This is a genomic window from Gillisia sp. CAL575 (genome assembly GCF_000403785.1).
GTDB lineage: Bacteria > Bacteroidota > Bacteroidia > Flavobacteriales > Flavobacteriaceae > Gillisia.
On record NZ_APHJ01000019.1, the window covers coordinates 283,676 to 306,239 of the forward strand.

The following is a 22,564-nucleotide window of genomic DNA, read 5'->3' on the forward strand; positions in this document are numbered from 1 at the left end:
ATTTTAATTTAAGATTTCAAATTGATGAGTGAAAATGCTTAATTATCGCAGTTTTTAATAGGTAAATTATTAAGTTTGAAGACCATCAATTAATCTAATTTAATAAAAAATGAAAATTTTAAAAATTCTGGCCATAGTTGCCCTAATAGCATTAATAGTAATTCAATTTTTTCCTAAAAAATATAATCAGTCTGAAACAATTCCTGCTTCAGATTTTATTGCGTCATATAATCCGCCAAAGGAAGTTGAATCTATATTACGGGCTTCTTGTTATAATTGCCATAGCAACAATACTGAATATCCTTGGTACAACAAGATTCAGCCAGTAAATTGGTATTTGGCAGACCATGTAGATGAAGGTAAAAGTGAACTTAATTTTAGCGATTTTGGTAACTACTCTCAAAAGAGAAAAGTCCATAAACTTGAAGAAGCTATAAAAGAGGTGAAAAATGATAAGATGCCTTTAGAGGAATATGTCTGGTTGCACCAAGATGCAGGTTTATCTGATGTGGAAAAGAAAACGCTAATGGATTGGTTAGGGACATTGGAGGCCGTTGATCAAATAAATTAAACTATTTAAATATACAGGTTGAGCCAGTTTTAAAATTCTCATAATCTTAGAAAAGGAAGGTTACGGAATCAAGGTTTTAAAGAGATTGTCAATCGGGTGGGTCATTTAACAAGAGAATTGAAACATCGAGAAAAAGAACAGCATTTTAAATTTGGCACTTATTTCGTGACAGGAAATGGCTTAAAAATTCTGTAATTATTAATTAAATTATAATAATATGAAAAATGTATTTCGATTATCAATGGTAGCACTTCTAAGTTTAATTACTATTAGCTGTGGAACTACGCAAACGGCAGCTGAGGCATTAGTAGAAAATGACTTTAGGAATGATGTTTACAAGGAAATAGTAAATGATGAAGCTAAATTTATGGAATTTTTGAACGTAGCTCATGCTAGCAAGGAGGCAGATTCTTGGTTAATGAAAGACCATATGCAAATGATGGAAAATGGGAAAATGATGGAGGTTATGAAAGCGAATCCAGAGATGCAGGAAAAAATGAAGAAAATGATGCAGGAAAAAATGGAGAAGGATCCTGAAATGCAAAAGAAGATGATGGAAAAAATGAAATCTAAAATGATGGAGGATCCAACCATGAAAGAAGCAATGATGGAAAATATGCATGCTGAAATGAAGGCTAATCCAGAAATGGCTGAAAAGATGATGGAGAAAATGATCAACTTCTTTCATGAAAACCCAGAAATGATGGAGAAAATGCAAGCTAAAATGAAAGCCCATCAAGCTGAAATGGAAAAACAACAAAAAGCCGATAAAAAGAAAAAACAGTAATTAAAAGTCAAACTCCTAAAGAGCGAACTTGATTTTAAGTTACTATGAGCATTACTATAAATGAAGTATTCTGGGATGTTTTGCCAGAATACTTCATTTATTATAACTAATTAATTCTGATAAAAAATAATTGGCATTTTACCAATTTCTTGCTTGTTCTATAATTCCAAGAATTAAAAGCATAAATATTAAGTAGTATTTAATGATTAACAGACACACAGCTAAAAAAATTAGAAAGACACACCGCTACCTGGGTTTATTTATTGGAATTCAGTTTCTAATGTGGACCATTAGTGGACTCTATTTTAGTTGGACAGATTTAGATGAAATTCATGGAGATCAGTTTCTTAGGGCAAAAGTAGAAAAGGCAACTTTTAGTGATCTATTGAGTCCATCTGAACTCAAGCTAAATTCAAAAATAGCATCGTTAGAATTAATACAGATTGGTGAAAAACCATTTTATTGGATAAACAATACGATACTTTTTGACGCCACGGATGGAACAAAAATTGAAGGAATATCGCAGAAGGATGCTTTGGCAGTTGCAAGTCAGCATGTTTTAAACGAGCTTGAAGTTCTGAATATCGAGAAAATTAGCAATACAGATAATCACCATGAATATCGTGGAAAGCCTTTGCCTGCATATGTGATTTCTTATAATTCTTCTGATAACATAAAAGCATATGTTGCCGTAGAAAATGGTAAATTTGAAAGTATTAGACATCGAGATTGGCGATGGTTCGATTTTTTATGGATGACTCATACTATGGACTATGACGGTCGGGATGATTTTAATAATATAATTCTGAGAGCCTTCTCCTTATTAGGTTTATTAACTGTTTTGAGCGGGTTTACCCTGTGGTATACTTCATCACCGAGTATTAGAAAGATTTTAAATAGAAAAAAAAAGAAAAATAAATGAAAAAGCAAATTAGAAATGTATTCATGATTGCTGCATTAGTAGCAAGTTTTGGATTTTATTCTTGTGGAGAGAACAAGAATAAAAATGAAGAAACAACCACAGTAATGGATGAAGAAATGAATTCTGAAGAGAAAACAGATTCTACAGATATAATAAATGTCGAGGAAGTGATAAATGTTCAGTTTAAAGAAACTACCACTCAATCTGTTTTCAAACATTATATCGGGATTAAATCTGCATTAGTGGCATCAAATAATGCAGAAGCACAGCAGCACGCAACTATGTTACTGGAAAGTTTAAAAGAAATTGAGGCTGAGCAGACCTTATTAAATGCTACTATGCAATTAGTTGAAGCAACAGACATAAATAAGCAAAGAGAAGCTTTCTCAAAAATCACAAAAGAGATGGAAGGGGTTATTACCGGCGCTATTTCTTCTGGAGAGATTTATAAGCAGTTTTGTCCAATGGCTTTTGAAGGAAAAGGGGACTATTGGTACTCTACATCTTCAGAAATAAGAAACCCGTATTTTGGTGATAAAATGCTAAAATGTGGTAGGGTAGAAGAAGTGATAAATTAATAGTATTCACAGAAGTCAAAGCCTATCACTTCAGCATATTCAATTTATGAAGTTGAATAGATAGGCTTTGCTTTTTTTGGGAATTCAATATTTCAATAATTTGAATAATAAGGAGTTACATATTAAAAATATGGTTTGTGATCGTTGTATAATCTCAGTACGAGAGATATTACAGCGCAATAATATTGTGTTCTTAAATATTTCATTGGGAACTATCGAACTTCAAAGTGATATGGATCCTGATCAGATAGAGGAGCTTCAAAATGAATTTAAACAAGTGGGTTTTGAGATACTTTCAGAAAAAAATGAGCGTATCGTTAAGCAGATTAAGGCGATCATTTTAAAAGAAATTTTTGATGCCGACTCTAATTCACATCAGAACTTGTCTGTTACATTAAAAGAAAACCTCCATTTTGATTATAGCCATTTGAGTTCTATATTTTCTAAAACTGAAGGGAAAAGTATTCAAACTTATCAAAATGAACTCAAGATAGAGCGCATAAAAGAATTACTGGAATATGATGAACTCAGTATTTCAGAAATTGCAGATAAATTAGGATTTGGAAGTGCCGCCTATCTTTCTACTCAATTCAAAAAGATTACAGGAACTACTCCTTCTAAATATAAGATTTCTAAAAAAAACCGAAATACACTAGATACTTTTTAATTCAAATTTTTTAAAAAATCATTTTGAGTGATGGCTTATCTTCTAATTGTAATTGGAACGATCATATATGTAAGTATTGTATTAGATATTCTAAAAACAACTCTTTCAATGCAGGGTGGTGGATGGCTAACAAGCAATTTTTCTCATTTGTTTTGGAAACTAATGCTAAAGTTGTCCGGTAGAAACGGGAAATCTAAATTACTTGCTCGGGCGGGATTCTACCTTTTAATTCTAATTATTTTAATTTGGGTGTCTTCTCTTGCGCTCAGTTTGTTTTTATTATTACAATCTGATATAGATTCTGTTGTAAACTCTGCTAAAATACCCGCATCAGCTTTAGAAAAATTATATTATTCCGGGTATATACTTTCCACTTTAGGAATTGGAGATTTCACACCCTCAAACAATCTGTGGCGTATTATTACCGATCTATACTCATTTACGGGGCTTATTTTAATAACGATGTCCGTCACCTATTTTATTCCAGTTTTATCTGCTATAATTAAACAAAGAAAACTTGGTATAAATTTGAGTAGCCTGGGAAATAGCCCCCAAGAAATTATCTTGAATGCTTGGAATGGGATAGACTATGATTTTTTTAAATTACAGCTTCTAACTCTGTCTGACGCACTCTTGGAGCACAATCAAAACCATAGAGCATATCCAGTAATTCACTTTTTTCATAATAACGATAAAGAACATTCAGTAGTATTACAAATTGCACGTTTACATGAGGCTATTTGTATACTGGAGAAGTGTTTGAGTCCGGAGTGTTCTATACCTAAGCAGGAAATTTCTTCTATAAAAACTGCCCTTAATAATTATATAAATGTGGTTCGAGAAGTATCTAATATCAATTTTATTAATAGTTCGCCAATTACGCCAGATTTAAATATGCTGAAAGAAAAAAATATGCTAAGGTCCAACTTAAATGGTTTCGATTTTTCTGAGACTGTACAGGAAGATAGACAGTTCTTTTTAACTTTAGTAGTTAATGACGGGTGGGAATGGAAAGATGTATTTTAAGAATGATTGGCAATAAATACATATAGGGTTTATAAAGTTATTCTAAAGTTCACATAGTAAGTCTTCTAGGGCTTAGTAAAAGCCATATTATCGTAAAATCTTACCATAATTTTAAAAGTCTTTATTGTTTCTATTAGGTAACTTTGGGTGAACCTTAAAACCAAAGTTATGAGAAATGAGAAAATGATACATGCGCTTGGGAACTGTATAAACAAGTGCAACTACTGCGGAGATGCTTGTTTAGATGAGGAAAATGTAAAGATGATGGTTACTTGCATCCGAACAGACAAAGTTTGCGCAGAAGTATGCAGTACTTTAAATCAATTATTAGCCACGGATTATAAAGATGTAGATGATCTTATAAAATATTGCATTAAGGTATGTAATGCATGTGCAGACGAGTGTGAAAAACATGAGCATGATCACTGTAAGGAATGTGCACAAGCTTGTAGAGAATGTGCACGTGTATGCGAAGCGCATTTGGCTTAAATATCAATAATTAATATCATTAAAAACCCGGATCATTCTGGGTTTTTCTAATTCTGAATAAATGAAACATAGCTATACTATCTCTGGAATGACTTGTAATGGGTGCAGAGCTCATGTGGAAAAAATCTTACAAAAAGTTGAAGGTGTAATAGATGCATCGGTAAATCTTGAAAAAGCTGAAGCAGAAATTGAAATGGATTCTCATATTAAATTGAGTCAATTTCAAAAAGCTTTAAAAGAAGACGGGGGAGGTTATGAGATACATGAACCTGGAAAAACTATGACTCATACATATAATATTACGGGAATGACTTGTAATGGCTGTAGAACACATGTAGAGAAAGTTTTAAATGCTGTAGAGGGAGTTTCTAAAGCAACGGTAAATTTAGAAAACAAGGAAGCCATTATAGAAATGGAATCTTATATTAAGATTCAGAAATTTCAGCAGGAATTAGAGAAAGAAGGAGGAACTTATCAAATATATAGTCATGGAAAAGCGCCAAAATCAGAAGAAAACGGATCTTCCAAAGCTTTAGAAAATGGGAACGGAACCTTTTATTGTCCTATGCACTGTGAAGGTGATAAAACTTATGATAAACATGGGGACTGCCCTGTGTGTGGGATGGACCTTGTGGAAGAAATGAGTTTAAAATCTTCTGCCACCCAGTATACATGTCCAATGCATCCGGAAATCGTTGAAGATGAGCCAGGAGATTGCCCAATTTGTGGGATGGATCTTGTTCCTATGGAAGCAGATGTTTCTGCAGAAGCAAAAACGTATCAAAAGCTTCTCAAAAAATTTAAGATTGCGGTACTGTTTACAGTACCAATCTTTCTGATCGCGATGTCTGAAATGATTCCTGGGAACCCGCTTTATGACTGGCTAGATATGAAAACCTGGAACTGGATCCAGTTGGGTCTTTCTATTCCTGTGGTATTCTATGCAACCTGGATGTTCTTTGAAAGGGCATATAGATCTATAATCACATGGAACCTTAATATGTTCACCTTGATAGGAATAGGTGCGGGTGTGGCTTGGGTGTTTAGTGTTTTTGGATTACTATTTCCAGATCTTTTTCCAGATCAGTTTAAAACAGAAATGGGTACTGTTCATGTTTACTTTGAAGCGGCTACAGTTATTTTAACACTAGTTCTTTTGGGTCAGCTTTTAGAAGCAAGAGCGCATAGTAGAACAAATGGAGCCATAAAAGAACTTTTAAAGCTTGCTCCTAATAAGGCCTATAAGATTGTTGATGGAGTAGAACAAGAAGTGCCTACAGATCAAATTATGGTGGGCGATCTTTTACGTGTAAAACCGGGTGATAAGATCCCAGTAGACGGTACGATAGAAAAAGGACAAAGTAGTTTAGATGAGTCTATGATTACCGGCGAGCCAATTCCAGTAGATAAAATTGTGGGTGATAAAGTGAGTTCAGGGACTATCAATGGGAACCAAAGCTTTACCATGATAGCCGAGAAAGTTGGAAATGAAACTTTACTGGCTCAAATTATAAAGATGGTGAATGATGCTAGTAGATCTCAAGCTCCAATTCAAAAACTAGCCGATAAGATCTCCGGTTATTTTGTTCCAATTGTAGTATTAATTTCTGTAATAACTTTTGTTATCTGGGCTATTTATGGGCCAGAACCAGTTTATGCTTATGCAATGATTAACGCGATAGCAGTTTTGATAATAGCATGCCCTTGTGCTTTAGGATTGGCTACACCAATGTCTGTAATGGTAGGTGTTGGGAAAGGAGCTCAAAATGGGGTGTTAATAAAAAATGCGGAGGCTTTGGAGCAAATGAACAAGATAGAAGTACTTATAATAGATAAAACGGGAACTATTACTGAAGGGAAACCTTCTGTAGAAAAAGTGGTCGCCTTATCTTCTACTTATTCTGAAGATGAGGTACTCAAGTATATAAGTTCTGTAAATGCATTGAGCGAGCATCCACTTGCTCAAGCCACAGTAAATTATTCTAAGGAGAAAAAGCTAAACTTAGTGGAAGCTTCCAATTTCAATTCGGTCACTGGAAAGGGAGTGACTGGAGAAATAGAAGGAAAGAAGGTAGCAATTGGGAATGAAAAATTAATGATAGACTCTAAAGCTAAAATCACTCCAGAATTTAAGAGTCAGGTTGAAAGCGAGCAGGAGCAAGGAAAAACTGTTTCTTATGTTGCTGTAAGTAATGAAATTGTGGGATATATAACCATTACAGATCCTATTAAGAAAACTAGCGCTCAAGCTATTAAGGAGTTAATGGATGATGGTATAAAAGTAATAATGCTTACTGGAGATAATGAAAAAACAGCAAAAGCAGTTGCAGATCAGTTACATCTTTCCGGATATAAAGCAGGGATGCTTCCAGAAGATAAATTGAATGAAGTAAAACGTCTTCAAGAAGAAGGCAAGTTAGTGGCTATGGCAGGTGATGGAATTAATGATGCTCCTGCTCTAGCACAATCTAATGTGGGTATCGCAATGGGTACAGGAACAGATGTAGCTATTGAAAGCGCAAAGATTACCTTAGTAAAAGGTGATTTACAAGGTGTTGTAAAGGCTAAAAATTTAAGTGATAAAGTAATGACAAATATTAAACAGAATTTGTTTTTTGCTCTTATCTATAACACGGTTGGAGTGCCAATAGCTGCGGGAGTTCTTTACCCAGTATTTGGTTTATTATTATCTCCAATGATCGCTGCCTTAGCAATGAGTTTTAGCTCGGTTTCTGTAATTGGTAATGCATTAAGATTGAAAAATGTTAAGCTAGATTGAGAGATATAAATTATAAAAAAAGGCGGGATGTATTAGACATCCCGCCTTTTTGATTTTTACCTAAAAAAAAATTAGCCTCTTCTTTGCTTATTACCCCTTTTCCTGTTTTCACCACCTCTTTTATTAAGATCATCTTTCTTCATCATATGATGTTTTTTAGAAGCATGTTTCTTCGTCATATATTTCCATTTCTTGAACTGATCTTCATTTAAGATCTTTTTCATCTTTTCTTGCTGTGCCAGCTGCACGTCTAAACGACCGTTCATTATTTTAAAACGATCCTTTTCTGCTTTCGCATCGTCTTTCATCGCCTTGTGCTCTGCCATCATCTTATCATGTTCTTTTGCATTTTCAGTAAAAAGCTTTTTAAGATCGTTTTGTTGAGACTGATTTAGATCTAATTTTAATGCCATCTTTTTAGACATTAACGTTGCTCTTTGCTCGCCAGTCATTTCAGGCGTCTCTTTATGATGTTTTCTTTCCTGTATTTGATCTTTTTGAGCAAAGGTTGCCATAGAGAATAACATCATTGCTATAATTCCTAAGTTTTTCATTTTTTAAAAGTTTTTATATTCACTTATAAGACTGGAATTATTTCTTTTGGTTTAATGTAGACTTAATAAGTATCTATTAAATAGAGTATTCTATATATGTTTCTCAGTAATTGAACATAAAAATTCTTTTAAAGCTTTAGTATATAAATCCCGAGGATATCAATAAAAAACCTGTAGCGGAAGGGCTGACAGGTTGTAGTATTTACACTAAACAACTATTAACTTTTAGTAATAGGGTTTAGAATTAAATCTATTCTCTTAAAAGAATCTAAACGATGAAATTTATTAAGTTGATTTTTAGTTCTGTTAACAGCACTCGTAACGTCAAGTTGTTGCGTAACTATAATTTTGCGAACTACAGATGGTATTTAACTTTGATACACATCTATAAAACTTCTGGTAAATTGAGAAATATATCATGATCTGAGATCATAGTATAATTGAAAAAGCCACTGTAGGGAAGTGGCTTTAAGGGTAGATATAACCTAGATTAGAAATTCTCCATTTATATCTAGTACTTCTTAGACTTCCAGATTATAAAAAGGTTTAAATCATTTAAAATTTTTTTAGAATTAAAAACCCACTAAAATAAATTAGTGGGTTCTAAACAATGAAAGCAATTTTTAATATTTGCAATCGGCTTTTTATTTTGTCAATGGTTTTGTGAATTAATTACAAGATAAACAATAAAAAAATTAATTGTTTATCGAAATCCTCGAATAATTAAGATTATTGTTTATTTGAATCATCGTCATAATCTTTTTTCTTCACTTTCATGTCATCTCCCTTCATTTTAGCCTTATCATGGTGCATCTTTGTTTTCTCGTCATGCATCATCTTCATTTCTTCTTTATGCATAGATTCCCATTTTGTATATTGATTTTCATTAAGAATTTCTCTCACTTCTTCTTTGAAATCATCCTGAATTTTCATTTTTTGCTTATGCATTTCGGCTTTTTCTTTAGACATATCTTCAGCATCTTCATTGGCCATTTCTTCTTTATGTTCAGACTTTAATTCTTTCATGGCTTCCCATCTTTTTAATTGAGCTCTTTTTAAATCTGCTTTCTGTTCAGTATTCAAATTAAATTTTGTTGCCATTTTATCAGAATACATAGTCGCATCTTCATCATGAGACATCGTTTTCATATGTTTCATTTCTTTGTGCTTCATATGATCCTTGTCTTTATCCTTCTGATCATTTTCTACTTGTGCAAAAGTTGTAAAAGAGAACATTATCATCATTATAAATAAACTTATATTTTTCATAATACAAAATTTAATAGTTAAACATTTAAAAATAAGCAATGTAGCTGTTTGTAATTATTATTTAACATAAAAAAGCTATCGTTGTTAAAACGATAGCTTTAATTCTTAACGTTTAAAAGGTATTAACCTTTAGCGATCGGATTCAAGATTAAATCGATCCTTTTTAAAGCATCTTGTAAATGATATCTCGTTAATCTATCGTTAGATCTATTTACAGAATTTTTAATGTTTCCTTGAAGGGTTACTAATTCTCCTCTAACAATAGGTCTAATATCACTGTTAGCTACATCTACATTACTTCTGGATAATCTACTTCTATAGCGAGCTGGAATTGGAGTTTGCTCTTCAGTCATTAAATATTCCATTCGTTGCAGGTAAGCTCTCTGTAAATTTCTTCTATAAAGATCTATAGAATTACCTCTATTCAACTCACTCCAAACCCCTGTTCTAAGATCAGTCATCATACTTAACAATGAATATGCATCTCTTCCATTGATATCAGAATTTTCCATAAGCCTTGCCATCCTTCCGAAGTCTAATAAGTTATTCATGCTTCTTTCTTGAAATCCACGAACTCTTTCTAAGTTTCCATCAAATTCAACTTTATTAAAGATCTCTTGATCTATTAGCCATTCTGGAGTTGTGAATAATTCCTTCTGAAGAAAAGCCATAGCTTCTTTTTGTTTTGCAGTTGAAACATGTGTGTAAACAGCACCTTCTTGATCGTAAGTCTTGTAGTTTTGATAAACACCACCAATATTAGCAGTAACATGTCCCATATAGCGGTTATATTGGCTAAGAACCTGTTCGTAAAGATCATTAAGATCTTCATAGTCTTTCCCATCTTCTGCAGTCCACTCTATAAGGTTTGGAACAATTCTTTTGAGATTTGCAATTCCGTATTGGCTTGCAAGAACAGCATCGTCGCCAAGATCTTCAGTTTGAGAACTAGGATCTATTACTCCGCTTTGTTGACTTCCGAAGCGATACATTGGGTCATTCTGATGTTTTAAGATCCAAGAATCTAAAGTCTGCTTTTCTTCAGTTGCAGATTTATCTAATAGAGGTTTGTAACCCCAGGCAATTGCATATTTATCGTAAGTTCCTATTTCTGGCATTAGTGCTACATCTCCATCTCCCGGTTGGGCAACATAGTTAAAACGAGCATAATCCATTATAGAAGGAGCAGTTCCGTACTTTTTTGTAAACTCTGGATCTCTAAGGTCTTCTACAGAATAGGCAACACTACTTCCCATGTTATGAGGCAATCCTAATGTATGTCCTACTTCGTGAGAAGAAACAAATCTTATTAATCTTCCCATTACTTCATCCTTGAATTGTACTCCACGAGCATCTTCATTGATAGCCGCAGTTTGTACAAAGAACCAATTTCTTAGCAAGGTCATAACATTATGATACCAGTTGATATCAGATTCTAATATCTCACCAGAACGAGGATCACTCACGTGTGGACCATTTGCATTAGGAATTGGAGATGCCAAATATCTAACTACAGAGTATCTTGCATCTTCAGGACTCCAGTCTGGATCTTCTTCCTTAGTAGGCGCATCTTTAGCTATAATAGCATTTTTAAAACCAGCTGCTTCAAAAGCTACTTGCCAGTCTTCGATACCTTGTTTAATAAACGGCACCCATTGTTTAGGAGTCGCTCTATCTATATAATAAATGATCTGTTTTTTTGGTTCTACTAATTCTCCATTCTTGAATTTCTCTAGATCTTCATCTTTAACTTCCAATCTCCATCTGTCGAGATATTTAATAGTTTTGCTTTTTTGAGCATCCAAACCATAATCTACTTGACCTCTTGCAAACCATCCAACACGCTGATCGAAATATCTACGCTTCATAGGAACTTTTGGTAACAAGATCATAGAATTACTAAATTCTAAAGAAATAGACCCTGTACTCTCATTAGAAGGAGCATTTGATGCATTGTAAGTTTTTACGTGACGAACTTCAATATTTTCAGGAAAACTCTTAATTGTATCTACGTAAGATCTTGCATCGTCTAAACGAGAAACCTTGTATTCTTTTCTATCTCTGTCTGGCAATCCTAAAGCCATTACATCTTTTGAATAAAGATCTGTAACGTCTATTACATAGTTCTGGCTTAGTGAGTCTTTGTGGAAAGCTTTGATGGGAAAAGCTTGTAATATAGGTTCAAAGTTAGAATTAGCCACGGCTTCATGAACTGGTAAAGAATCTGCCGCAAAAACCTCATGAGATACCACTCTTAACAGGATCTGGTTACTCTTCTTTTCCCATTTATGAACTTGTGTATCCTGCTTACCTCCTCCAAAACCAATCCCGTTTGCGGTTTTAGCAATTCTGGTAACAGTAAGCATTTCACGATTTAAAAGACTGTCTGGAATTTCGTAAAAATAATTTTCGTCTACTTTGTGAACAGTAAATAAACCTTTGTCAGATTTAGCATCTTTAGTGATAACCTTGTCATAAGGTTTAACACCATTTTTGTCTTTGGATTCCGATTTTGCTGTTGCTTGTGCCGTCGCCTTCTTTTCTTTAGGCTGAAAAACGGCACAACCGGAAACAGAAATTGACAAGGCTATTAATAATAGCTTGTGGGAGAACTGTTTGGTCATGTAAAAAGTTTTAGTTGAATAATTCTTTGAATATAAGACGTAGCTTTCGTTTAGTGAAACTAAAAACGAAAAAAGGCTACCTCTTGGTAGCCTTTAGACTGAATTATTATAAAAGGGTTTAATTTATTCAGAAATAAACTTAAAATTTAACATTTAGAACCATTTTTCAACTTCTTCTAATTGAAGGGCAGGTATAGATAATTTATTCTTTTTTCTTAACCCATTTAATTTTTGGTGTACTTGAGTTGCCTTGTTTTCTTTAAGTTTTGAAACACTCATAAATTCATTCATCACTACTTCTACCCAATCCTGTGGCACTCCTATTTTGATAAAATCTTCTGGTTTTGGAGCAGCTGCTTTCTTTTCTGGTTTCATTTGAGGGAAGAAAAGTACTTCTTGGATAGATTGGTTATTAGTTAGAAACATAATCAACCTATCCATTCCAATACCCATTCCAGATGTTGGAGGCATTCCGTATTCTAAAGCGCGTAAAAAATCGTAATCTATAACGCCAGTCGCTTCATCGTCACCTTTTTTAGCCAATTCCATCTGATGCTCAAAGCGTTCACGTTGATCTATAGGATCATTTAATTCAGAATAAGCATTCGCTATTTCTTTTCCACACACCATTAACTCAAAACGCTCCGTTAACTCAGGATTGTCTCTATGCTCTTTACAAAGCGGACTCATTTCTTTTGGATAGTCTATAATATAGGTTGGCTGAATATAATTACCCTCACATTTTTCACCAAATATTTCATCGATAAGCTTGCCTTTACCCATGGTGTCATCAACATCAACTCCCATGTTTTTGGCAGCTTCTCTTATTTCAGATTCACTCTTTCCGGTAATATCAAAATCAGTAAAATGCTTAATAGAATCTGCCATGGTCACTCGTGCATACGGAGCTTTAAAATCTATTTCGTGTTTCCCGAAAGTAGCTTTTGTAGTTCCATTTACGGCTATAGCACAATGCTCTAAAAGTCGTTCGCAAAATTCCATCATCCAATTGTAATCTTTGTATGCTACATAGATTTCCATGGCTGTAAACTCTGGATTATGCGTTCTGTCCATTCCCTCATTTCTGAAGTTTTTAGAGAACTCATAAACTCCATCAAATCCACCAACGATCAATCTTTTTAGATACAATTCGTTCGCAATTCTCATATATAGAGGCATGTCCAATGCATTATGATGTGTCATAAATGGTCTTGCCGCAGCTCCACCAGGAATTGGCTGAAGCACTGGAGTTTCAACTTCAAAATAACCAGCCTCATTAAAGAAATTACGCATGGCATTAAAAAGCTTAGTTCTCTTCACAAAAACTTCTTTCACTTTTGGATTTACAACAAGATCTGCATAGCGTTGTCTATATCGCTGTTCTGGATCATTAAATTCATCAAAAACATTACCCTCTTTGTCTGTTTTAGGAAGTGGGAGTGGACGTAATGACTTACTTAGTAAAGAAAATTCTTTTACCATGATAGTTTTTTCACCTACTTGTGTGGTGAAAAGCTCTCCGTGGATCCCTATAAAATCACCTATATCAAGTAATTTTTTATATACGTCGTTGTATTTACTTTTATCTTCATCAGGACAAATTTCATCTCTGTTGAAGTATACCTGGATCTTCCCCTCAGAATCCTGGATCTCTGCAAAAGATGCTTTTCCTTGAATTCGTCTGGACATTAATCGACCTGCAACTACTACCTTTTTACCTTCTTCGAATTTAGATTTGATCTTTGCGGTAGTATGATCTACCGGAAATAGATCTGCCGGATAAGGATTGATGCCTAATTTTCTAAGAGAAGCTAATTTTTCTCTTCTTACAATTTCTTGTTCAGATAGCTGCATGTTGTTTTTTAATTTGTGTCTTATCTTCAGGGATAAGAAGTTGCAAATATAATCACATTCAATTAACTAGTCAATTTCAAATTCATAGGATTTAGAAAGAATAATCGCAAGAATTTTTCAGCTAGTTTTAATTGGTATCTTTGTGCCTTCAAATTATAAATGAAGGATAAATGAGTGTTTGGAGAGTAGTTCTATCAGTGTTGTTTCCCCCATTGGCGGTATACGACAAAGGTTGTGGTTCAATTTTAATTGTGCTAATTCTAACATTACTGGGTTGGATTCCAGGGGTGATTGCTGCTTTAATCATTTTAAATAACAGGAAATGATGAACAAATTGGTAGAAGTTCAAAATCTTGGGTTAAAAGATTACAAGGAAACTTGGGAGTATCAAGAGCAGTTATTTCAATCTATTGTAGATTTAAAGATTAGAAATAGGAGAGAAGAACTTTCTCTAGAAACACATAATTATTTATTATTGGTGGAACATCCGCACGTCTACACCATGGGTAAAAGTGGTGATCTCGATCATTTATTACTTACTGATGCTCAACTTGAAGAGAAGAATGCCAAATATTATAAAATAAATCGTGGTGGAGATATTACGTATCACGGCCCTGGGCAATTGGTGGGATATCCAATTTTAGATCTGGATAATTTTTTTACAGATATTCATAAATACCTTCGGTTTTTAGAAGAAGTGATCATCCTCACTTTAAAGGATTACGGATTGAAGCCAGATAGAAGTCTTGGTGAAACCGGGGTTTGGTTAGATGTGGGAACTCCGTTTGCTAGAAAGATCTGTGCAATGGGTGTTCGTGCCAGCCGCTGGGTGACTATGCATGGTTTCGCGCTGAATATAAATGCAGATCTTGGATATTTCGATAATATTGTTCCCTGCGGAATTCGTGGAAAAACAGTGACCTCTCTAAATGTAGAGTTAGGAGTAAGAAAAGTTGATCTTGCTGAAGTAGAGCAAAAACTTCTACATCATTTCTCTACTGTGTTTGAGGCAGAGCTTAAAATGTCCAATTAATTATTATTTATTAAATGCTGTTAGCAAACTGCTACTAGTTAAATTGCCATTCCCATTGTAGTCTTCTTGCTTTACCATTCCAATTCCTTTGGAAAGCCATTGTTTAGCAGTGCCACTTTTGGTTATTCCCATTTTAAATTCTGAAGTATACGTAATTACCACACATTCAAAAGTCCCCGCTGGTGTTTTAATTGTTTCTTCTCCAGTAACACTTCGATTGATCATAGCCACATTCATTTTCATATTCATTCCGCCCATATTCATGGTCATTTCCATATTGGAATCAGGAAGTTGGTCGCCTACATTTAAATTATTCGGAATTTCAATATTATTCCCTGTGATCTCAAGCTCCATGTCCTTGTATTGCTCTATTAATTGTGGGCTCATCATAGACCTAAAATCTATGGATATTTTATCTCCTTTGCAACTTACCTCGTAATTCGATGTGGCTATTAATTTTCCTTTTTCATCTTTTACAGTAGAAGTAATTTCAGCTATTTTTATTCCGTTATTATTACTCACCTTTTTAATTTCGTAATCCACAACAGCAACAGGTCTATCTTTCTTGTCGTAGGATGTGATTTGTGAAGTAATGCCTTCTTCCATGGCAAAATAACTGTTACAATCTTGCGCGTTTACAATGAAACTGCATGCTACGATCAGGCAGATAAATGAAAAAGTTCTCATAATACTAAGTTTAGTTATTACTTAATTAGTTGTTTGAGGGGGTGGGGATGTCTTGGGGAACCTAAAAATCTTCAGGATATGTTCAATAAATTGAAGTAATTTGTCAAATTTTTTTGTCAGGTAATTATGCTTAAATCGCTAATAATCAATATTTTAATTATGATAAATTTAAGCTAAATCATCAAAATCGGCACTATTTTTTATGATTATTTGAGTTTAAAAATTATAGAGTATAACTTCATTTCCTTCTCCCACAATTAAAGCGGTTTTGGAAACTCCTTTATTAGTGCTAGTTATTCCTGAAAGACCAATACCATAAGTCGGGAAATTTGGAAGCAATTCTCCCTTATCATTAAAGAGGTATACTTTTTTTGCCTGAGTGTCTGCTATAGAAATATAGCTTTTCCCATTAAGCCTATAAATTGATGGGGCGGAATAAAGCCCGTAGTCTAACTCAATTTCTTTATTATTTATATTTAATTTATTATCAGAGAGCAGCACCAATAGATTTTCATAAGCGATAATTTTCAAATCATTACTTCCCTTTGCTTGTTCTTTGCTTATTTTTCCCTTAGAATCAATTTTTAATAACTTGCCGTCTTCAGCTAGAGAAACAAAATTGTTTTTATTTTCAAACCAAGCATTTTCAGAAAAATCTATATCTCCTTTTACTGCAATTCGCTCTTTTCCTTGTCTACTTAATATATGTAGTTTCCCATTCTTTTCTGGAACTACTATGTAATCCTTATTTTTTATTCTGAAGTGTTTTGGTGGTTGAATTATATCAGAAGTAGCACCTTTAAAATCGAAGCCATTTACAGTTTCACCTCTGGAATCATACATAAGAAGTTTATTCTTTTGTGTGATCACAAATCTATAGTTCCTGTTATTGTCATAGTCGAAAATAGCAAGTGGCTGTGTAATAAGATCGTTAAATTTTAAAGGGAAACCTCGGCTTTCTTTTCCCTTAGCATCTAACACGTAAAATTTATTTAAGGTGGCAAACGCAAGCTCTTGAACACCATTTTTATTGATATCTATTTGTTGGAACTCCCCTAATATTTTGCTCTCTAATTGTATCTTCCATAGGGTTTTTCCTTGATTAGAAACTGCGTGTAGCACATTATTAATATCTTGAAATACAATGGCAGATTTATTATTAGAAGTAGTATACAAAAACGGATTGCCTGAGATGATTTCAGGCAAACTGATAGTGACTGTTTTTTTAATTTCTGAATTTTTTCCAGAGCTTGCTTTTCCAATGCTCCCATGTATATGAGAAAAACCGTCACTTGTTACAAACTGAAGGGCAGAATAACTGAAATCATCAGTAAAATTTTCAGAAAAGGAATTGGAAATTTGAAAGGCTATGGAAGTATAAGTTTTATCCTTATTGAAGTTTGGTGTACTTACAATTAATAACGAAGAAGATTCAGCGAGATCTCCTTGGAGAGCGAGGAATGCTTCGTTTTTTGAATACGTACTATTATTTTGAAAATTGCTAATTATCAATTCTAATGTTTTCTGATCTTTAGAATAGACTAGGAAGTTTTCAATAAATGCATATTTGCTAAACCCTTCTACATGGATAATTGGTTCTAAGAATTTTAAATAATTATTTTCAGAGATAGAATAGATAGAAACTCCGCGATAGTCAGTTATTAATGCATCAGAAGCTGGTAAGGCTTCTTTTGCCAATTGAGCGTCAGTTGTATTTAAAGCTATAGCAATATTTTTTCCTAAATAAATCTCACCTGCTTCTTTCGTGAAGTTCAATAGATTATTGTCATTTATAACGAGACTGTCTTTCTTAAACTTTTTCAGATTAAATTCTAAATTCTTGAAATCTTTATAAGTGAAGGAATAGAAACCTTCAGCAGAAATGGGAACAATGTTCTGAAGTTCATTTTTTTGATGTTGAACATTTTTAAAAATATCCAAAAGATTTATTGAATCTGTACTAGAAACAGCAATTCCGTTAAATCTCATTTTTTCAGAAGACAGGTCAAGATCTACAACACTCCATTCTGAAATAGGTGTGGTTATAAACGTATTAGCAGTACTATTAAGTTGTGATTCAAATTTATTTTTTGAATGTTTTATAAAGATTGAAGTTTTATCTAAGGATGTTGAGGCAATTGCTTTTTTAAAAGATTCAGTCCGGGCATCATTAGATTGGGAATGATTTATAGCTTCAATTAGTAAAGATTTAGAGGAGCTGGCCAGTAAGGTGTTATTTATAAAGACAGAATAAGTTATATTATTATCTATTGTGATCTTCTTATAGTCCAGATCCTTTGTAGAAATACTTTCAATAGAGAAATTTGGATGCTTGTGAAGCAGTAAGGTATCTTTTTTAGCTTCGGCAATTACGAGATAATTATAGGAAGAAGAATCTTTTCTAGAATAAACAATCAAGGACTTCGTAGGCTCAATAAGCTTAGCATATCCCGTAAGGCCTGAAACATTAAACTTGGATTCTAAAGTATTTTTATTGAAAAGATCAGAGCTATCTAGTTGCGAGATAAAAAAAGGAATATCATTTGAAGATATAATATAGGAGGAGTTCTCTGGAACAAAGTCAAATAGGTCAGAGGTGTTGTTTTGAGCTTGCTCACAAGAGATTAAAGTAAAAACAACCCATAAGGCTGTCAATAATTTGTTCATATAAAAGAGATTTTCACAAAAGTACTAAGTTACAGCTCTAATTTTAACTGATCGGGTAGCAATTTAAAACTTAATCTATGATATTTTGTAATACCATATTTTCTAATTGCCGCTCGGTGTTCTTTTGTGGGATAGCCTTTATTCTGTTTCCAGTTATACATTGGGAATTCTTCATGAATTAAATTCATAAACTCATCTCTATATGTTTTTGCCAGAATGGATGCTGCGGCAATATTTAAATATTTGCCATCTCCTTTTATAATACATAGATGCGGTATATTATTATAGTTCTTAAACCTATTTCCATCTACCAGTATGTGATCTGGAATAGTATTCATGTTATTTATTGCTTGGTGCATTCCTAAAATAGAGGCATTTAAAATATTAATTTTATCGATCTCTGCATTAAAAACATGGGAAACACCAAATGACACCGCTTTCTCCTGAATAATTTTTTTTAAAATATTTCTCTTATTTGATTTAACGATCTTGGAATCATTTAAAAAAGAATTTTTAAACTTCTTAGGCAGAATAACACTTGCAGCGGTGACAGGACCCGCAAGGCAGCCTCTTCCAGCCTCGTCAGTTCCACATTCTAAGCCGGATTGTTTATGAGAATTTAATAACATTTTGCAAATTTTACATTTATTTCTAAGAACTCCACGCAACCTTCTTATAAATATTGCATCTAAGAAATAGCGTAGTGTTAAGATTTTAACACATCAAGACTTCAAATAATATTGTTTTATTCAATATTTATTAGGATTTTTGGCGCTGGCTAATTCAAATTAACATAATAATGGAAAAAAGATTAAATGGAATTCTAACGCTATTTTTAGCGTTTGTGGTGCAATTAACCTTTGCACAAGACAAAACCGTGACAGGTACTGTTACGGATGGAGATGGAATAACACTTCCGGGTGTAAATGTAATCGTGCAGGGTACAAATAAAGGTACCCAAACCGATTTTGATGGTAATTATACCATACAAACCTCTTCAGGACAAATCCTAGTATTTAGTTACATAGGATTTGCTAACCAAAAAATTACTGTGGGAACAAGTAATAATGTTAACGTAAGTCTAGCAGTAGATGCTTCAGCATTAGATGAAGTTATCGTTGTAGGGTATGGAACTGCTACCAAACAATCATTTGCGGGAACGGCAACAACTATCGATGCTGAAAAGCTTGAGGTAAAAGCTGTTTCAAATATCTCACAAGCACTTGCGGGTGAGGTTGCGGGGGTAAATGTTATTAATACATCTGGGCAACCGGGTACTACTTCTACAATTAGAATTAGAGGTTTTGGATCGGTAAATGGAAACCGTGATCCTCTTTATGTTGTTGATGGTGTTCCATTTACTACGGGTAGTGGCCAACTTAACTCGATTAACCCTTCAGATATTAAAACTACAACTGTACTTAAAGATGCATCTGCAACTGCAATTTATGGTTCTAGGGGTGCAAATGGAGTAATTTTGATTACAACTAAATCTGGTTCTAGTACAGGTGATGATTATATTGAAGTTGATGTAAGAACAGGTGTTAACGCTCAAATTATACCTCGTTACGATGTAATTCGTTCTCCTGAAACTTATACTGAGTTAGTATATGAAGGAATTAAGAATCGCGGGTTTATTAACGGAGTTGCAAACCCTGCAGATTATGCAGCAGGATTACTTTTTTCTGATAATTACATTCCAGTTGGATATAATCTTTTTAATGTTGCTAACGGTGCAGAATTAATAGATCCTGAAACAGGAAGAATTCGTGAAGGTGTTACGAGAAAGTATACTCCAGAAAGCTATATAGATGAAGCTTTTAATTCAGCTATTAGAACTGAAGCAAATGTTCGTTTTGGTGGTGGAGATGAAAAAACTACTTATTTTGCTTCTTTTGGATATCTTAATGATGATGGTTATGCAATAAACACAGGGTATGACAGATATACTACTCGTTTAAATGTTAGCTCTAAAGTTAAAGAATGGTTAAAAGTTGGAGCTAATATTGGTTATGCTTATTCTGAAAGTTTAAATAATGGGCAGACGGTAGGTTCTGAGAACGTATTTGAATTTGCAGATAAAACTGCACCAATTTTTGGTGTGTTTCTAAGAGATGAAAATGGTGAATTGGTTCCAGATCCTATTTTTGGAGGTAATCAAATAGATTACGGAAGTTCTTCAGGATTTAGAACTAGACCACAGTCTGATAACTTAAATCCAATTGGATCTGCTTTATATGATTTTGATGGAACAGAAAGAAATGAACTAAACGGTAGTTTTTCATTAGATTTTGATATTACTCAAGATTTAAAATTCGAAACTAGGTTTGGTGCTCAATACTCTATAGATAGAAGAACCGATGTTCAAAACCCATTCTATGGTACTGCTGTAGGAGATGGAGGAACTATATTTAAGCAAGACAATGAAAGATTAACTACAAACTTCCTTCAGTTGTTACGTTATAGCAAACAGTTTGGAGATCATACTATTGAAGTTTTGGCTGCTCACGAATCAAATGATTTCGAAAGAAATTATAATGATGCTTATAAAACAAAAGCGGTGGCTTCGGATATTTATGAGTTAAATAATTATGTTGTTTCACCTAGTCCTGATTCCGGATATAATGAGGGTAGAGCTATTGAATCTTACTTTAGTCAGATCAATTACGATTTCTTAGATAAATATTACTTAACGGGATCTGTACGTCGTGATGGTTCTTCTAGGTTTGTTAATGAGAAATGGGGAACTTTCGGTTCTGTAGGAGCAGCATGGATTGTTTCTAATGAGGACTTTCTATATAATAATGATATAGTTAGTTTCCTTAAATTAAAAGCATCTTATGGGGTGTTAGGTGATGAAGCTCAGACGGATGCTAATGGTAACCCTGTGTATTATCCTGGTTATGACACATTCAATATCAACAACCTTAATGATGGTATTTCACTTTCTGCAAGAGACAATGGAAACCCAGATTTAACTTGGGAAACTTCAAAAATGTTTCAGGTAGGTACTGAGTTTAGTTTAGGACAGTGGTTAGATGGTTCTGTGGATTATTACGTTAAAAACACTACAGACCAAATCTTTAATAGAAGAGTTGGACCATCTCAAGGAATTGCCATTATAACTGTTAATGATGGAGATTTAAGAAACACTGGTTTAGAATTTAACTTAACTGGTCATGTATTTAAATCAGAAGATTTTAATTTGAACCTAAACATAAACGGTGAAATTCTTACCAATGAAATCACTAGAATGCCTATAGACCCTTCTACAGGTGAAGAAAGAATATTAGATCCACAAGGTGTTTTTGCTTATTCTGAAGGTCGTTCAATTTTCGACATTTATGTAAGAGAATATGCAGGTGTAGATCCATCTAATGGAGCTCCACTTTGGTACCAATACTTTAATGATGCAAATGGTAACGGCTTGTTAGATAATGGGGAAGAAGGAATTTCTACTTTAACTCCTTATTTAGCAGCAAATCCAGATGCTGTGATCGCAAGAACTATTACTAGAACCTATGCAAATGCTACAGATAAGTATATTGATAAATCTTCTATTCCAGATGTAAGAGGTGGTTTTAGATTGGGAGGAAACTACAAGAACTTTAATTTCTCTTCTCAGTTTATTTATAGTCTTGGAGGGTATTCATATGATGGTCAATATGCTGAGTTAATGAGTGATCGTTTTGGTGCCGTAGGTAATAACTACCATACAGATATCCTTAATAGATGGCAAAATCCAGGAGATATTACTAGTGTGCCTGCACTTACTGACAACAGAATAGTGAATGGAACATCTACTTCAGATCGTTTTGTGACAAGTACAGACTATCTTGCACTTAATAATGTGTTGTTAGGATATACTTTGAATGAAGAAAAGTTAGGTAATAGTGGAATAGATTATGTAAATTTATTCGTGTCTGGAGATAACTTATTTGCTAAGACCGCCAGAGATGGTTTTCTTCCAAATACTACTGAAACGGGTAACTCAGGACGACGTTTATATGCACCACTTACCACTTTTACAATGGGTGTAAGAGTTAAATTCTAAAAA

18 protein-coding genes are annotated in these 22,564 nt (G+C 33.7%); 11 read left to right on the top strand and 7 right to left on the bottom strand.

The genetic code is table 11. The features are described 5' to 3' along the window. Positions 1-109 precede the first annotated feature (109 nt). From I130_RS02635 to I130_RS02670, 8 genes are all read left to right on the top strand, one after another. Complete coding sequence (locus tag I130_RS02635) at positions 110-571, top strand: heme-binding domain-containing protein (protein WP_034918866.1); 462 nt, start codon at positions 110-112, stop codon at positions 569-571. Positions 572-788: 217 nt separating this feature from the next. Then, positions 789-1,358: a hypothetical protein gene (locus tag I130_RS02640; protein WP_051119591.1), complete on the top strand. Its 570-nt coding sequence runs from the start codon at positions 789-791 to the stop codon at positions 1,356-1,358. 202 nt (positions 1,359-1,560) lie between these two features. Further along, positions 1,561-2,280, top strand: coding sequence for a PepSY domain-containing protein (locus I130_RS02645; protein ID WP_034918869.1), 720 nt, complete (start codon positions 1,561-1,563; stop codon positions 2,278-2,280). After that, a complete protein-coding gene (locus tag I130_RS16170; RefSeq protein ID WP_051119592.1) occupies positions 2,277-2,858 on the top strand; it encodes a DUF3347 domain-containing protein in 582 nt (193 codons plus the stop codon). The genes I130_RS02645 and I130_RS16170 overlap by 4 nt, the downstream gene beginning before the upstream one ends. A gap of 100 nt (positions 2,859-2,958) precedes the next feature. After that, a complete protein-coding gene (locus I130_RS02655; RefSeq protein ID WP_051119596.1) occupies positions 2,959-3,525 on the top strand; it encodes a helix-turn-helix domain-containing protein in 567 nt (188 codons plus the stop codon). A gap of 30 nt (positions 3,526-3,555) precedes the next feature. Beyond that, complete coding sequence (locus I130_RS02660; RefSeq protein WP_034918872.1) at positions 3,556-4,551, top strand: potassium channel family protein; 996 nt, start codon at positions 3,556-3,558, stop codon at positions 4,549-4,551. A 168-nt stretch (positions 4,552-4,719) separates the two neighbouring features. Next, complete coding sequence (locus I130_RS02665) at positions 4,720-5,040, top strand: four-helix bundle copper-binding protein (RefSeq protein ID WP_034918874.1); 321 nt, start codon at positions 4,720-4,722, stop codon at positions 5,038-5,040. 61 nt (positions 5,041-5,101) lie between these two features. Beyond that, positions 5,102-7,819, top strand: coding sequence for a heavy metal translocating P-type ATPase (locus tag I130_RS02670; RefSeq protein ID WP_034918876.1), 2,718 nt, complete (start codon positions 5,102-5,104; stop codon positions 7,817-7,819). A 71-nt stretch (positions 7,820-7,890) separates the two neighbouring features. Here the strand turns inward: I130_RS02670 and I130_RS02675 are convergent, their stop codons facing one another. From I130_RS02675 to lysS, 4 genes are all read right to left on the bottom strand, one after another. After that, positions 7,891-8,373 (bottom strand): hypothetical protein, encoded by a 483-nt coding sequence (locus tag I130_RS02675; protein WP_051119593.1) that lies wholly within the window; start codon positions 8,371-8,373, stop codon positions 7,891-7,893. A gap of 729 nt (positions 8,374-9,102) precedes the next feature. Then, the gene (locus tag I130_RS02680) at positions 9,103-9,642 is read right to left on the bottom strand and encodes a hypothetical protein (RefSeq protein WP_034918879.1); all 540 of its coding nucleotides are present in this window, start codon (positions 9,640-9,642) and stop codon (positions 9,103-9,105) included. Positions 9,643-9,764: 122 nt separating this feature from the next. After that, on the bottom strand, positions 9,765-12,266 hold the full coding sequence (locus tag I130_RS02685) for a zinc-dependent metalloprotease (protein WP_034918884.1): 2,502 nt from the start codon (positions 12,264-12,266) through the stop codon (positions 9,765-9,767). A 153-nt stretch (positions 12,267-12,419) separates the two neighbouring features. Further along, a complete protein-coding gene (gene lysS, locus I130_RS02690) occupies positions 12,420-14,120 on the bottom strand; it encodes a lysine--tRNA ligase (RefSeq protein ID WP_034918889.1) in 1,701 nt (566 codons plus the stop codon). A 170-nt stretch (positions 14,121-14,290) separates the two neighbouring features. Between lysS and I130_RS16405 the strand changes: the two genes are divergently transcribed. Then, on the top strand, positions 14,291-14,446 hold the full coding sequence (locus I130_RS16405; RefSeq protein WP_083932849.1) for a YqaE/Pmp3 family membrane protein: 156 nt from the start codon (positions 14,291-14,293) through the stop codon (positions 14,444-14,446). Next, on the top strand, positions 14,446-15,153 hold the full coding sequence (gene lipB / locus I130_RS02695) for a lipoyl(octanoyl) transferase LipB (RefSeq protein WP_034918892.1): 708 nt from the start codon (positions 14,446-14,448) through the stop codon (positions 15,151-15,153). The genes I130_RS16405 and lipB overlap by 1 nt, the downstream gene beginning before the upstream one ends. A 3-nt stretch (positions 15,154-15,156) precedes the next feature. Here the strand turns inward: lipB and I130_RS02700 are convergent, their stop codons facing one another. The 3 genes from I130_RS02700 to I130_RS02710 form a co-directional block, all read right to left on the bottom strand. Continuing rightward, entirely contained in the window at positions 15,157-15,840 is a 684-nt protein-coding gene (locus tag I130_RS02700; RefSeq protein ID WP_034918896.1) for a hypothetical protein, read from the bottom strand. 216 nt (positions 15,841-16,056) lie between these two features. Beyond that, the gene (locus tag I130_RS02705; protein ID WP_034918899.1) at positions 16,057-18,507 is read right to left on the bottom strand and encodes a hypothetical protein; all 2,451 of its coding nucleotides are present in this window, start codon (positions 18,505-18,507) and stop codon (positions 16,057-16,059) included. A gap of 29 nt (positions 18,508-18,536) precedes the next feature. Then, on the bottom strand, positions 18,537-19,136 hold the full coding sequence (locus I130_RS02710) for a ribonuclease HII (protein WP_034918903.1): 600 nt from the start codon (positions 19,134-19,136) through the stop codon (positions 18,537-18,539). A gap of 170 nt (positions 19,137-19,306) precedes the next feature. Here I130_RS02710 and I130_RS02715 point away from each other — a divergent pair, with 170 nt between their 5' ends. Continuing rightward, positions 19,307-22,561, top strand: coding sequence for a SusC/RagA family TonB-linked outer membrane protein (locus I130_RS02715; RefSeq protein ID WP_034918906.1), 3,255 nt, complete (start codon positions 19,307-19,309; stop codon positions 22,559-22,561). The last annotated feature ends 3 nt before the right edge of the window (positions 22,562-22,564 follow it).

Coding starts and splice junctions, on each gene's coding strand:
- I130_RS02635 (WP_034918866.1), top strand. CDS start 110: ATGAAAATTTTAAAAATTCTGGCCATAGTTGCCCTAATAGCATTAATA.
- I130_RS02640 (WP_051119591.1), top strand. CDS start 789: ATGAAAAATGTATTTCGATTATCAATGGTAGCACTTCTAAGTTTAATT.
- I130_RS02645 (WP_034918869.1), top strand. CDS start 1,561: ATGATTAACAGACACACAGCTAAAAAAATTAGAAAGACACACCGCTAC.
- I130_RS16170 (WP_051119592.1), top strand. CDS start 2,277: ATGAAAAAGCAAATTAGAAATGTATTCATGATTGCTGCATTAGTAGCA.
- I130_RS02660 (WP_034918872.1), top strand. CDS start 3,556: ATGGCTTATCTTCTAATTGTAATTGGAACGATCATATATGTAAGTATT.
- I130_RS02665 (WP_034918874.1), top strand. CDS start 4,720: ATGAGAAATGAGAAAATGATACATGCGCTTGGGAACTGTATAAACAAG.
- I130_RS02670 (WP_034918876.1), top strand. CDS start 5,102: ATGAAACATAGCTATACTATCTCTGGAATGACTTGTAATGGGTGCAGA.
- I130_RS02675 (WP_051119593.1), bottom strand. CDS start 8,373: ATGAAAAACTTAGGAATTATAGCAATGATGTTATTCTCTATGGCAACC.
- I130_RS02680 (WP_034918879.1), bottom strand. CDS start 9,642: ATGAAAAATATAAGTTTATTTATAATGATGATAATGTTCTCTTTTACA.
- I130_RS02685 (WP_034918884.1), bottom strand. CDS start 12,266: ATGACCAAACAGTTCTCCCACAAGCTATTATTAATAGCCTTGTCAATT.
- lysS (WP_034918889.1), bottom strand. CDS start 14,120: ATGCAGCTATCTGAACAAGAAATTGTAAGAAGAGAAAAATTAGCTTCT.
- I130_RS16405 (WP_083932849.1), top strand. CDS start 14,291: ATGAGTGTTTGGAGAGTAGTTCTATCAGTGTTGTTTCCCCCATTGGCG.
- lipB (WP_034918892.1), top strand. CDS start 14,446: ATGAACAAATTGGTAGAAGTTCAAAATCTTGGGTTAAAAGATTACAAG.
- I130_RS02700 (WP_034918896.1), bottom strand. CDS start 15,840: ATGAGAACTTTTTCATTTATCTGCCTGATCGTAGCATGCAGTTTCATT.
- I130_RS02705 (WP_034918899.1), bottom strand. CDS start 18,507: ATGAACAAATTATTGACAGCCTTATGGGTTGTTTTTACTTTAATCTCT.
- I130_RS02710 (WP_034918903.1), bottom strand. CDS start 19,136: ATGTTATTAAATTCTCATAAACAATCCGGCTTAGAATGTGGAACTGAC.
- I130_RS02715 (WP_034918906.1), top strand. CDS start 19,307: ATGGAAAAAAGATTAAATGGAATTCTAACGCTATTTTTAGCGTTTGTG.